Below are 12,127 nucleotides of genomic sequence, written 5' to 3'. Positions count from 1 at the left end.
CTTTATGAACCGGCGCAGCAACGAACTGTGACAAACAAGGCCTTCGGTGGCCGCCGAAGGTGGGTCTCAATTTACCCGTTAGCGAAAAGGATTTTCAATATCAGAATCGGACAAGAACAACCATACAAATCAATACAACCGACCACTACCGCGCCGGCTGATTGAGACGTTATAAGGCTGTTCCACTAATCAAAAATGTTCAGGGTATAGAAAATGAACGTAAATTATAAGCAAGGAACTAAAGTAGATTGTCAACGCATAGCTGAACTTGATTACTTGGCATCTGACGGTGCAGTTGAATATCTTTTTCATGATTTGATACCGGGTTGTTCTGCTTTGCAGCTACTTTGTGATGGATTAGAACAAGATATTTATCCTCATACTTTTCGCAGTGCTATTGTGGCTGAAATTGATCAAAAAGTTATCGGAATGGCCCTCTCATATCCGGCGCACTATCACGGTATAACTGACGAATTAACAAACTTTTTGCCAGCTAGTCGAATTGAAAGATTCAGAGAGTTTTATACCAGTAGAGCTGAAGGAAGCTATTTTCTCGATGCTATGTGTGTTGAAGAATCGTATCGAAGATTGGGTGTTGGTAAAGCATTGATAAATCATACAAAAGAAAAAGCGAGTAATGACGGTTACAATGAACTTAGTCTCATAGTGTTCGCTGACAACATTCGAGCTATTGGCCTTTATAAAAAGCAAGGATTTAGAGTGGTAAAAAATATCAAGTTGGAGCCACATGAGCTTATTCCTCATGAAGGTGGCTGTTTGCTCATGAAGGCTGAAATATAAAACCATATAAAAAGTTGATGATGTTCACTGTTGACCTCCACCGGAAATCCTTTCCCATTATGTAAATGCCTACCTTTTGACTGGGGTATGAGGGAAGGTGATTAAAACCCCGCTTCTTGGTCCAGTGATTTGTCCAACGAGAATTCTGTACTTACTTGACAGAATATGCTGAGGGAAGAGGGTGTTTGATGATTTTTAATTATTCTGTTGAGGTTCCCATGGATACATTTTTATCAAAATTAGTGTTAACAGCCTCAAGCATGGATCAGTGAAAAGATGGGCAATAAGCAGGGCTCCAAACTCTTATCCAGAGAATGAGTCGCCCTGCAGCTTAATGTGAGTATTAGCGAGATTTAAAAATTAAGATTCGATGGTTCCCGGAGTCAGTAATAAATAAGTTATTTTTATAACCAAAAATTCCTGTGGGTTCATTCAGAGTAGATGCTGTCGGCGATTCAGCTTCATCCGGATACCCAGTACCGTTTTGATTTGCATCATTTGCGGTAAAATTAGTAAATCCATTCTGACCTAGAACTCTGTCTGCAGGTTCAAAATTTGTGGTTGGCCACGTGTCCCAAATCAGAATTCTATTATTTTTGCTGTCAGCAACAAAGAGTTGAATTCCATTTGACCAAATGCCAGTTGACGGTTCGTTAAAAGTGTACTCGTTGACGGGCCATTCTATGCCTTCTTTGTTTGTTAACTCCTTATTTCTACTTGTGAAGTCCGGTTGTCCTAGAACTACATCTGCAGGCGCAAAATTTTTGCTGGGGAAATTGTTCCATAGTAGAATACGGTTGTTTCCGCTGTCTATAATTGCTAGTTTTTTTCCGTCACTCCATACATCAGTAGGTGAATTGAAAGTATTTGCAGAAGGTCCATCCAGGACGCAATCTACTAACGATGTCTGACCGAGCACTAGATCTGGAGGCGTGTTGTTATTATCTGGTTGCGTGTTCCAAATCAAAACCCTATCGTTTCCTGCATCGGTGACTAGAATTTTTTTATCCGCAATAGAGGCTCCCCAACTAATCCAGAGTGCCAGGCTCACACAAGGGGAAATATCATCTTCACCAATTGTTAATGTTCGAGAAGGTATCGCTCCCATCCCAATCGTTATTTTGTCATAAATAGAGATAAGTCTTTCTTTATATTGTGAAATCAGAAGGTTATTACCATCAAAACTTATATCTGATGGGCCAAATAATTCCTGTCGTTTGTCAGATAGGGTGAGAGTATCCAGTCCATCCTTACCTACCGCCATATCTGCAGGAGCGCCATTAATGGTGGGGATAGAGTTAAAGACTAACACTCTATTAGAGGAAGTATCTGAAATATATAGTTTTCCTTCATTGTCAACACTTACATCTCCGCTGGGCTGAAATGAAAAGTTTTTCGCGCTTATTCCTACATCGTTGCTAGAAAAGTTATCTTGACCAATAACAACTTTTGCGGAGTCAAAATTCTCAAAATATAAAGGGATAGTAAAAGTACTGCTATATTGCGGTATTTTGTTACCTGCTTGGTCATTAACATCAATGCTAATGTCGCGGTTTTGACCAGACTCCCAGTTGGTATCGGGTTTAATGGATAAGGTATCATTCCTAACATTGGTTTCAGACCAAGCAATTGTATAGCCATCTTCAGTAAGGCTACCAGTCAATTGAAGACTTTCGACATCCATAGACTCTGAGAAGAGAACCTTGATTATGTCGTTATTCTCTAAGCGAACCGTCCCTGGAGTAAAATTGACAACAGAGGGAGGCTGCGTATCTATCTGATAGGAGGCAACAACCTCTTCCATGATGTTATCGGCATCAATTTCTGCATTAATGACTAAGGTATATTCTGATAAATTTACCCACCCCGCTTTTGGGTTTACTATCAGTGTATCTTCATCAAGCTGAGTAATCACTCCGTCTTCACCCATAGTTCCAGATAACGTAACATTATCTAGTTGAATGGAAGTACTGAAGTTCAGCTGAATATCCTCATTTGGCCCAATGATGCTGCCGCTAGCTGGCTTGAGGCTTACTAAAAGTGGTGGTGTATCACTGCCAGGCCCATCCGTTGTTGGAGGTGTAGTATCATCGCCCTCAGAACCATTACCGGAATTAGTTGCGGAGCCATTCCCAGAGTTATCTCCAGAACTATTTCCATGGCTACTTTCGGAATCGCTGTTTGTTGAGTCACTACCCCCTGAGCCGCCACTACAGCCATAAAGTGATGAGGCGATTGCGACACAAAGTATTAACTTTAGAATACGATCTTTCATACTTACTTCCCTATTACTAAACTCCTGGAATCAACGAGAAAATTTCCAATTGAAACTGTCGTGCTAAATTTGGATGATTCCTAAGTCAAGATTACCGTTTTACCATTTGAAAGTCACTTTTTACTGGAGGCTAAAAGTTAAGTTCTCATGCTGTAAGTTTAGGAGTAAAAGCCCTAAGTTGACTTCTTACCATGCCTCTTAATCTATATTTATGGTCGATTACATGAGGGTAGGGATTTTATAGAGTGATGGTATTAAAAATAAATCTCTGCAATTTATAGGTTGGATTTGCCGGCTTAAGTGGTTTAATTAATGATTTTTATTGTTATGATAAAGGTTCTGAAGAAAGCATGAATTTGCTTAGCAGGTTGTGAATTGTTTGGTTTATTTGGATGTAGATAAATTTACGTATTAATTAATACATAGGTAAACCACCACCCCTGACGGTGAGACTTGACAGGGCTCTGCCGTTCCGGCATGTAGAATGAAAAATATGGCCTCCATGAACGGGCAAGTTCTAGAAGGAGGCCATATGCGAGATTGGCAGTGCCAAGCTCACGTGAAATATTATTGCAGGTACCACGTGGTATTTGTGCCCAATTATCGAAAGAAAGCGTTATTTGGGATATTTAGGCGGGAGATTGGAGCAGTATTCCGGGACTTATGTCGTCAAAAGGGCATTGTGTTGGTCGAAGAGTACGCAATGAGGGATCACATTCATATGCTGTTAATGATTCCTCTGAAGTTTAGTGTTTCCAATACGGTTGCGTTTCTGAAAGGAAAATCTGCGATCCAGATATTTCGGAAGTACAAGCATGTACAGAGAAATTTCACTGGAAGACACTTTTGGGCTCGCGGTTACTGCGTGAGTATAGCGGGGCTTGATGAGCAGATGATTCGAGAGTACATCAAGATTCAAGAGGTCGAAGAACGCCGGCAAGAGCAGATGCAACTGGCGGGGTTGTAACTAGCCCCCTTTGGGGGCTTTCACCATACCACCCGATATACGGGTGGTTGCTGATTCGTGGGCGTTCGTGGTTCTTCCGAAGGATGAAAGCGCAAGACTTCCGCGGCGGGGTCGAACTACAGTATAGGGAACCATTAACGGTCAAGATTTTAGGCTTTGCTTGAGCCGGATGGTCAGAGAAGCCACTGGCAGCGCATCAATAAAGAGCTACTATAAGCTTCGGGTACAGTTGTTGGTGGAATCTGCCAGTTTGAGATCGCGCCTGTGCAGAAGGAACCTGAACCGGAAATCCCAGCTGACGGCTTAGCAGCATTGGTGGCTTCTCTTGACGCTCGGACTACTTAGTATGACACAACCACTGTTACGCGTGTCGACTGGATTCATTGGATAGTCTCAGCCAAACAGGCAAAGACACGAACAAAGCGGATTAACAATGCATGTGAAATGCTTGCCTCAGGAAAGCGGAGAGTCTGGTGTTTTGATCCGTCAGGTTACTACAGCAAAGCCTTCAGCGCTCCCAAAGCGGCAGACTCCAATAACTAAGGTAGTGCTAAGTGCGCCCATACAAGCACAGGTAACTGGACAGTCAAAATTGTCAGGCCTTTTGCCCCAAAAGCAGCGCAAATTTTGCCTGCCGTTGCTGCAGGCGTTAACTGTGCTGGTGGATTATGAGTAAGGGGAAAGGAATATTACTAAGAATCGCACTAGTGGTGGTACTTGCAGCTGCTATTTCACATTTCTTTGGTAGCAGCTTTTATATGAACGTTGTGATTATTACGACTCTGGGAGTGTTAGGCGAAGTGGTACACATGCCTGAAAATATGCCGGGAGCTGCCGACAACCCCGAAGGAAAGGAAATTCATCCATTTAAGGCAATGGCCATTGGAGTAGTTATTGTGTTGGTTTAGCTTGTAGTGGGGTTTCTGTTTCCAGAGGTATATCGATTTGGTTTCGATTCGTACAGTTAACAAGTCGCATCGCCAGCAAAGGATGCGGGTTGAATTCGCTACACGTACATTACGTTCCGCTCGCCTATGCACTAGGTTTTGTATCTCTTGAATATGAGTAAAGTCGATCTGAAAGAAATTGTAGAGAGGTTGAAGGTTGGAGTCTTATGTAGAGATTTTTCTGGACGTCTTTGCTATGAAATAAATGATTTGCCTCTCGATAAATATAAAGAGACTAAAAGAGCGCTTGTTAAGAAATTTGAGTTATGTCCATTCGGTATCACAATTTACGGACTGGATGAAGTTTTTCAAAGCTATATGCGTGGGTTTAAGCGGGTAGGTATTGAGTGGGATGTATGGTCTGGATTCACTATTGTTGCGAAGAGTAAGCGCGCTGAAAATCTGGTAATCAACATGGCTCGATACCTTGAGAGCACCATTAAAATGTGACAAACACAGGCAGCAAGGCTCCGGCCTTCCGCGAGACGCCCAGTGTTATGCACATTTTGTACTTGGCACTGCACTCCCAATGCCGCGCAAAACGCGCATAGGGTAAGCCGCCAATGCTGTGGGTGATATACAATAGGAAAAGCATGAATAAATTTTCAAATCTGGTGTTGCTACTGGTTCACTTTGGTTTAGGCGTGCTGTTCGTTGTGATATTGATTTCATCAAACGGCTTGTTTGAGCATGTACAAAAAGCATCGATGTTTCTTGCGCGTATATTTGGTGACGCATCTCAACACTTCATGGGGCCGTACCATATATTTCTCTTTTGTCTTGGCGGATTAACCGGTTATATCTGGTCTAAAAATGCGTATATCCTTGCATTTTTCCAAGTCTTTCCATCATTTCTTGTGTTTGGCGTATTTAATTTTTCGGACAGTCCATTTTACTTAAAATTACTGTTCGGTCTTGGTTTAGTTATGGCGTCCATTTTCGGTGCATATGTTGGCAGGGTGCTTCGTAGAAAAAAAACGGGAAGAAATGCATAACTATCACAAGCAGGATGCTCCGGGCCTTTGCCCCTCAGCGGGACGCTGGACTCCCAACTCCGCACAAAATGTGCATAGCGTTGGGCGCTTCTTTTTAGGGCGTTATACCCCTTAGAAATCCCCAACGCGTACCTGATAAAATCTAGATTTAGACTCCAGTGGCTTATATTTTTCTGCTTACTTCAGAAAGATATACCGCTTCTTGAATCAGAAAACTCCATTATCATTCTTTATACTTCCTCCGCTTATGAGTGAATAAAATCGCATAAAACCATCTAGTGCTTGTATTGAATCCCAGTGTTCTACAATTCTGCCATTCTCAAGGCGCCAGGTGTCGATAATATTCATACCCTTGCTATCGTGACCTCTGTCACTTTTTTTCAGAGTGGCATGTGAGTGGAAGATAACGTAATCGCCATCAGCATAGATATGCTTAACGTCATAAGTGTAGTCGGGATAGTCCTCAACAAACTCTTGTAAAAAACCCACTAAACCAGTGATTTTATCGGGCAAATTACGGTTGTGTTGAACATACGAGCTATCGTTATAACGCTCAAGTATGTAATCAAAATTATGGTTATTCATCAGATTCTGAACAAAGTCAGTGACCAAGGTAACATTAGCCAATTCTTGCTCAGTCCAGCTATTTTTTTGTAATGCTTTCAAATTTATAGTCAGCTGATCCGCATTCTGTGCAGAGACAGTAGTGCTTGCTATTAGCAGCAGTGTTGTTGCAATAATCTTCCACATAATGTTATCCACTTAGTTTGATTGGTTGATATTAGTATCACTTGAGTCTTATGGTATATAATAGTAACTAGCACAACAAGAAGGCACTTTGGTGTCATCTAGGCACATTTTGGTAACCTATAAAACGATGCTGGCAAAAGAGGTGTGGCATGACTGTGAGAAGAAAAGACAAAGAGAAAACCGAAAAGCGGGTATTTCATAATACCGAAGACTGTCCCATTCGTAATGTGGTGGCACAGATAGGTGACAAATGGTCAGTGCTGATATTGTTTGCACTTGTCGAGGGTGCCGACCGATTTAACTCACTGAAATCAAGAGTGGTGGGTATCTCACAGCGCATGCTTACACAAACCCTCCGTGACCTTGAGCGGGAAGGATATGTATCAAGAACGGTCTATGCCGAAGTGCCGGTAAAAGTAGAATATAACCTTACAGAAATGGGTAGAGATTTGGTTAAACCTTTATACCAGTTGGTTTCCTGGGCAGAATCACACCATACAGAAATCAAACGTTCGCGAAGAATTTACGATGAAAAAGTCAATCAAGAGTGACTCACCTAATTTCACGTAAGGTATGAAGCATCAATGAATAATGAATCAAAACGCACACTATAAGTGAATATGGTCCTTTGACAAATATTTAAGTGTAGTGCTTTAGGCTTGATCTGATAGTTACTGGTTTTTCAGAAGGTGCTCTATCTGGTCTAAACTAATCTCCTCAGTATTTAAGTAGAGTGATTTTTCGCTTAAGGTATAGCTAATTTTCAATGTGAGCAGCTTCCGCAATCTTACCCCTAAGCCATTTATTTGCTTGATCATCCTTATTTTTTAAATTCCAGTAGACTTTCATAGAGTAGTCAGGGAGGCTAATAGGTGGGGTGAAAAGTTTAATATTGAATTTGCTAGTGATAGATTGAATGAATTTTCTTGGTGCGGTTAGAATCGCATCACTACGCTCTACTATGAAAGGTGCGCTAGAAAAATTGGCCACCTTAAATTGAACATTTCGAGACAAGCCAATTTTCTCTAACGCTTCATCAACCATTCCCCGGTTATCACGCCCCGTGCCAGCCAGGATATGTGGATAATTGCAGAAATTATGAATATCCTTTTTGCTTTTCAGAAATGGGTGATCAGCCCTTACTACTGAAGCAAAATCATCTCTATATAACGTTTTCACCATAAGGCTCGGGTGATTGGATTCCACAGTGCTGATTGAAAGATCAGACTCACCACTTTCAATCTGATTGGCTATGCCAAGTTTATCTATTTTTATAAAAATAACTTGAATTCTGGGAGCCTCCCTTTGAAGTAATGCTATCAATGGGGGGGCAATACTCTGCTCCACTAAATCACTCGTTGCGATATAGAAATTACGCTGTGTATTTTCTGGGTCGAACGCTTCCTGATTTAAAATATTCCGTTCAAAATCATGCAGCCATCGATTCAAAGCCACTTGTAGTGTTTCTGCTCTTGGCGTCAGTACCAATTGATTGCCCTGCCTTATGACTAGTGAGTCATTTAAGCTGTGGCGGAGTTTCTTGAGCGTGTGACTCACCGCAGACTGAGTGAGTCCGGCGCGTTCACCAGCACGGGTGAGATTTCGGGTTTCAAAGATAATCTGCAGCAGCCTTAATTGGTTCAGCTCTATGTCTGAAATATTGCTCATCTGGACCTGACTCGGCTATTAGTTGTGTTCATGATTATATTAGACTAATTAATTTCAGTAATGAAGGCTTGGGGCCTATTCTGCGCACAGTCCAATTCGATCAACCCCAGTCCCGAGGAACTGATTATGAGTTTGAAGAAACTACTTGCAATGGCGTCACTGTTGGTTAGTCCACTGGCAATGGCCGACAACGTGTTGGTTGTGATGTCTGATGTGTCTGAAATGAAATTGAAAGGTGGCTATGACTACAAAACTGGCTTCTATTTGAATGAACTTATGGAGCCGGTAAAACTTCTGATGGATGCAGGGCATACATTAACATTTGCCACTCCGACTGGGCTGGCACCGACCTTGGACCCGATATCGGATACACCTGACCACTTCTTAGATGTTAGTCAGGAGAACTACAGTACCCATAAAGCGCTCTTCGAAAATCTAATGCTGACCGACAAAGCGCATAGCCCCGTAGTCAGCTTTGCCCGTATTGAACAAATTGGCATCGAGAATTTTGATGCGATGTTTGTACCTGGCGGCCACGCACCTTTGGGAGACCTGGTATCGAATGATCGACTGGGAGGTTTCTTAAGGCATTTTAATGCTGAATCTAAGCCCACGGGTTTAGTTTGCCACGGCCCAGTTGCTCTGTTGTCCGCTTTGCCTAATAGCTCTGATTTTGAGTCCCAAATGAAAGCAGGCAAGAAGGCAAAGCCTGCTCAGGGTTGGGTCTATGATGGCTACAAAATGACCTCTTTTAGTAATTCAGAAGAAGCCGTTGCTACACAATACTACTTAGGTGGCGATGAGCTGTTTTACTGGCCACAAAATGCACTTACTAATGCTGGTGGCAATTACTCTAAAGGTAAAGAGGATTGGCAGACACATGTAGTTGTTGATCGTGAGCTGGTGACAGGTCAAAACAACAAATCCTCTGTCGCTGTTGCCCAAGAACTCTTAAAGTTAATGAAGTAGTAGCTTGCTCTGTACCTCTTCAGGCATAGCTCTTAGGAAGGCTGTGTCTGAGGAGGTGTGACTTATACTGTATTTCAACAATTTTTACAGTATTTTTCCTCTGAATATCTTTGTCATCAACTTAGGGGTCCCTATGAGCATGTCTTCCATTTTAAAGAAGAATAACATTGCAGTTATTACCGGTGGCGCCAGTGGAATAGGTCTTGCTACGGCAAGGATCTTATCGGAAAGAGGGATGAAGGTTTGCATTGCCGATATCAACAAAGATAAGTTGAAAGAGGCCAAGCACAATCTATCAACTGATACGCTCATTGTAGAGACCGATGTAGCTGATTTTGGTTCGGTGATGGCTCTCAAGGAGAGAGTAAAAGAAAAATTTGGTCGTATTGATTTTCTTTTCAACAATGCGGGTACTGCGGTTAAAAGTGGTAGCTGGGAAAATCTAGAGGGCTGGAATAAGACGATCAACACGAACCTTTGGGGGGCGATCCATTGTATTCACGTATTTGCTCCGGAAATGCTTAATCAAAGTAGCCCATCAATCATTGTTACCACTGGGTCCAAGCAGGGAATCACCACGCCTCCAGGAAATCCAGCTTACAACGTGAGTAAGGCTGCAGTAAAAGTCGTTACGGAAGCATTACAGCACGCTATTCGTAATTCAGTTGGAAGCCGAGTCACATCACACCTATTGATTCCAGGGTTTACTTATACGGGTATGATTGACAGTCCCACTAAACCTGAGAGTGCATGGACTGCAGAGCAAGTAGTTGAATTCATGATGAGAGGTATTGAAAGGGGGGATTTCTACATTCTGTGCCCAGATAATGACGTAGATCGTGAAACTGATAATAAACGTATTCGCTGGGCTTTTGGAGATATTATCCATAATCGTCCACCGCTTTCTCGCTGGCATCCTGACTACCAATACGCTTTTGATGCAACAATAAATGAGTAGTGACTGATAAGTTTGACAGAAAAGTTATGGCGAAGCTCTCGTGACGATTTTCTACACCTTTCAAATTTTATGCGGCAATAGATGAGAGTAGATTGTTGTATGAATTTTTGGTTTTTTAGGTGGGTATTTCCGTTAGTGCGTTGAGCTTCAATTTATTTTTCATATTTCCCTTTTGATGGGCAAAATTACTGTCTTGTTAATGCTGAAAAACCCACTTTAGTGGTGGCATAAGTTAGGCGATGGCCAGGTGTCGCTATGCTCTACAAACCATTTCTGGATAAATGCGTAAAACTTTGAGTTAACGCGCATGCTTATAACTAATTACCTCACTCTTTTATCTGTTTGGTGCGTCACAGCCCCGAATTTACCTTTGCCCGAATTTACCTTTGAGAGTAAATTGAGTGGCTAATGGCATCATAACACCAAATTTTACCTCCAAAGAAATATACTTCTAATGAGTGAGATTTCTGATGCTGTCTTTGCTGTGCGGTAGTGTCAAAGCTTATTTCGATCATATTTCTTGAGATTTATTGGTTGGCGGTTAGTGGCGCAGGGTTGAGTGTTGTTGAGGTTTTATGTTGGCAATTTATTCTGGTGTCGCGCCAGTATTGGGGTTTATCGAGATTAGCTGGTTTCTTTTACCTCTTAATGACTTTCTGGGTCATGAATTATATTCATTATTAAATTCAATGAATTGATTTCACTCATTTCTGTTTGGACATTAATCTATACAGGAATCAAGCGATGTAGCTCACAATTTAAGGAGACAATCATGACTCAAACTGCTTTAGTTACTGGTTCAAACAGTGGTTTCGGTTACCTGATCGCCAATACACTTGCAAGTAATGGTTTCAAAGTCATTGGCACAATGAGAGATTCAAAAGGACGCAATGCCTCAATAGCCAATGAGTTACAGGCAAAAGGTATCACCATAGTGGATATTGATGTAACTGACGATGAGAGTGTTGCTAAAGGTATTGCTCAAGTGATCCAGGAAGTGGGCGAAATTGACGTACTGATTAATAATGCTGGAGTCGGCACTCTCGGTTGGCAGGAAAGTTTTACTATTGAGGATTTTAAAAAGGTTTTTGATATTAATGTCTTTGGGGTTCAGCGGTTAATACGCGCGGTATTACCTCAAATGAAAAAGCGTGGAAGTGGAACCCTTATTCAAATATCCAGCATTCTGGGTCAATTCGTGCTGCCTTTCCTAGGCTCTTATAATGCTACGAAACACGCAGTGGAAGGCATTGCGGAGAATTATCGCGTAGAATTAGCACAATTTGGAATTCAATCATTGATTGTACAGCCAGGTGGATTTGGTACAGATTTTGGTTCCAACTTGTTAAAAGCAAGTGATAGAGCGGTGGCTGCAAGCTATGGTGAGTATGCAGATGCTCCAGAGCAAATGTGGGCAGGCACTGAAGAAGGGCATGAGTCAGAGGATGCTCCCAGCCCGCAACTAGTCGCAGACGCAGTACTCAACCTACTGAATACCGATCCTGAGAATCGACCATTTCGGACGACCGTTGATGGTACGGGATTAAATCCCACGATAGAGAAAATCAATAGTGTGACCGAACAAGCTATGCAAGAAATATATTCTGCTTATGGAATGTCAAACTTATTTCAGCTTAAGAAATATTAAAGAGATGCGTTGAAAATGGGCACCTTGAATACTCTGGCGGGTATAAAAGGTGCCTGCGCTTAATAATATCTCTTTATGATATCGCTAGATCTGCCCATAACTTTTATCTTTGGCAGGAAGTATAAGGCGGCTTAAATAGAATGTTGGTA

The 12,127-nt window shown here is 41.9% G+C and carries 13 protein-coding genes; 10 read left to right on the top strand and 3 right to left on the bottom strand.

What is annotated here, in order from left to right; genetic code table 11:
• Positions 1-213: 213 nt before the first annotated feature.
• A complete protein-coding gene (locus ACXAFI_RS11370; protein ID WP_475108899.1) occupies positions 214-801 on the top strand; it encodes a GNAT family N-acetyltransferase in 588 nt (195 codons plus the stop codon).
• 343 nt (positions 802-1,144) lie between these two features.
• On the opposite strand, the gene ACXAFI_RS11365 is transcribed toward ACXAFI_RS11370, so the two are convergent.
• Positions 1,145-3,076, bottom strand: a complete 1,932-nt coding sequence (locus tag ACXAFI_RS11365) for an Ig-like domain-containing protein (protein WP_475108898.1) — start codon at positions 3,074-3,076, stop codon at positions 1,145-1,147.
• A gap of 532 nt (positions 3,077-3,608) precedes the next feature.
• Here ACXAFI_RS11365 and tnpA point away from each other — a divergent pair.
• The 5 genes from tnpA to ACXAFI_RS11340 all read left to right on the top strand — a co-directional run bounded on the left by tnpA (position 3,609) and on the right by ACXAFI_RS11340 (position 5,985).
• Positions 3,609-4,043 carry an IS200/IS605 family transposase gene (tnpA, locus tag ACXAFI_RS11360; RefSeq protein WP_475108897.1) on the top strand — a complete coding sequence of 145 codons (435 nt, stop codon included), beginning with the start codon at positions 3,609-3,611 and terminating at the stop codon, positions 4,041-4,043.
• Positions 4,044-4,421: 378 nt separating this feature from the next.
• Positions 4,422-4,586 (top strand): YdeI/OmpD-associated family protein, encoded by a 165-nt coding sequence (locus ACXAFI_RS11355; RefSeq protein ID WP_475109817.1) that lies wholly within the window; start codon positions 4,422-4,424, stop codon positions 4,584-4,586.
• 125 nt (positions 4,587-4,711) lie between these two features.
• Entirely contained in the window at positions 4,712-4,951 is a 240-nt protein-coding gene (locus tag ACXAFI_RS11350; protein ID WP_475108896.1) for a hypothetical protein, read from the top strand.
• A gap of 153 nt (positions 4,952-5,104) precedes the next feature.
• Positions 5,105-5,440: a hypothetical protein gene (locus tag ACXAFI_RS11345; protein WP_475108895.1), complete on the top strand. Its 336-nt coding sequence runs from the start codon at positions 5,105-5,107 to the stop codon at positions 5,438-5,440.
• A gap of 143 nt (positions 5,441-5,583) precedes the next feature.
• Positions 5,584-5,985, top strand: coding sequence for a hypothetical protein (locus tag ACXAFI_RS11340; protein ID WP_444921774.1), 402 nt, complete (start codon positions 5,584-5,586; stop codon positions 5,983-5,985).
• A 207-nt stretch (positions 5,986-6,192) separates the two neighbouring features.
• Here the strand turns inward: ACXAFI_RS11340 and ACXAFI_RS11335 are convergent, their stop codons facing one another.
• On the bottom strand, positions 6,193-6,735 hold the full coding sequence (locus ACXAFI_RS11335) for a nuclear transport factor 2 family protein (protein WP_475108894.1): 543 nt from the start codon (positions 6,733-6,735) through the stop codon (positions 6,193-6,195).
• Between the two features lie 149 nt (positions 6,736-6,884).
• On the opposite strand from ACXAFI_RS11335, the gene ACXAFI_RS11330 reads away from it, so the two are divergent.
• Positions 6,885-7,286 (top strand): winged helix-turn-helix transcriptional regulator, encoded by a 402-nt coding sequence (locus ACXAFI_RS11330; RefSeq protein WP_475108893.1) that lies wholly within the window; start codon positions 6,885-6,887, stop codon positions 7,284-7,286.
• Positions 7,287-7,491: 205 nt separating this feature from the next.
• Here the strand turns inward: ACXAFI_RS11330 and ACXAFI_RS11325 are convergent, their stop codons facing one another.
• On the bottom strand, positions 7,492-8,403 hold the full coding sequence (locus ACXAFI_RS11325; RefSeq protein ID WP_475108892.1) for a LysR family transcriptional regulator: 912 nt from the start codon (positions 8,401-8,403) through the stop codon (positions 7,492-7,494).
• 126 nt (positions 8,404-8,529) lie between these two features.
• Between ACXAFI_RS11325 and ACXAFI_RS11320 the strand changes: the two genes are divergently transcribed.
• The 3 genes from ACXAFI_RS11320 (at position 8,530) to ACXAFI_RS11310 (ending at position 11,978) form a co-directional block, all read left to right on the top strand.
• Positions 8,530-9,372 (top strand): type 1 glutamine amidotransferase domain-containing protein, encoded by an 843-nt coding sequence (locus ACXAFI_RS11320; RefSeq protein ID WP_475108891.1) that lies wholly within the window; start codon positions 8,530-8,532, stop codon positions 9,370-9,372.
• Between the two features lie 139 nt (positions 9,373-9,511).
• Positions 9,512-10,330: an SDR family NAD(P)-dependent oxidoreductase gene (locus ACXAFI_RS11315; protein ID WP_475108890.1), complete on the top strand. Its 819-nt coding sequence runs from the start codon at positions 9,512-9,514 to the stop codon at positions 10,328-10,330.
• 772 nt (positions 10,331-11,102) lie between these two features.
• Positions 11,103-11,978, top strand: a complete 876-nt coding sequence (locus ACXAFI_RS11310) for an SDR family oxidoreductase (protein ID WP_475108889.1) — start codon at positions 11,103-11,105, stop codon at positions 11,976-11,978.
• Positions 11,979-12,127: the final 149 nt, after the last annotated feature.

It is taken from the genome of Microbulbifer sp. ABH2_005 (assembly GCF_056160005.1).
The sequence above is the reverse complement of the archived record's forward strand: the minus strand, read 5'-3'. Positions and strand labels throughout refer to the sequence as shown.

Excerpts from the sequence above, each read along its gene's own strand:
- ACXAFI_RS11340 (WP_444921774.1), top strand. The coding sequence starts at position 5,584 with ATGAATAAATTTTCAAATCTGGTGTTGCTACTGGTTCACTTTGGTTTA.
- ACXAFI_RS11345 (WP_475108895.1), top strand. The coding sequence starts at position 5,105 with ATGAGTAAAGTCGATCTGAAAGAAATTGTAGAGAGGTTGAAGGTTGGA.
- ACXAFI_RS11320 (WP_475108891.1), top strand. The coding sequence starts at position 8,530 with ATGAGTTTGAAGAAACTACTTGCAATGGCGTCACTGTTGGTTAGTCCA.
- ACXAFI_RS11370 (WP_475108899.1), top strand. The coding sequence starts at position 214 with ATGAACGTAAATTATAAGCAAGGAACTAAAGTAGATTGTCAACGCATA.
- tnpA (WP_475108897.1), top strand. The coding sequence starts at position 3,609 with ATGCGAGATTGGCAGTGCCAAGCTCACGTGAAATATTATTGCAGGTAC.
- ACXAFI_RS11350 (WP_475108896.1), top strand. The coding sequence starts at position 4,712 with ATGAGTAAGGGGAAAGGAATATTACTAAGAATCGCACTAGTGGTGGTA.
- ACXAFI_RS11325 (WP_475108892.1), bottom strand. The coding sequence starts at position 8,403 with ATGAGCAATATTTCAGACATAGAGCTGAACCAATTAAGGCTGCTGCAG.
- ACXAFI_RS11330 (WP_475108893.1), top strand. The coding sequence starts at position 6,885 with ATGACTGTGAGAAGAAAAGACAAAGAGAAAACCGAAAAGCGGGTATTT.
- ACXAFI_RS11310 (WP_475108889.1), top strand. The coding sequence starts at position 11,103 with ATGACTCAAACTGCTTTAGTTACTGGTTCAAACAGTGGTTTCGGTTAC.
- ACXAFI_RS11335 (WP_475108894.1), bottom strand. The coding sequence starts at position 6,735 with ATGTGGAAGATTATTGCAACAACACTGCTGCTAATAGCAAGCACTACT.
- ACXAFI_RS11315 (WP_475108890.1), top strand. The coding sequence starts at position 9,512 with ATGTCTTCCATTTTAAAGAAGAATAACATTGCAGTTATTACCGGTGGC.
- ACXAFI_RS11365 (WP_475108898.1), bottom strand. The coding sequence starts at position 3,076 with ATGAAAGATCGTATTCTAAAGTTAATACTTTGTGTCGCAATCGCCTCA.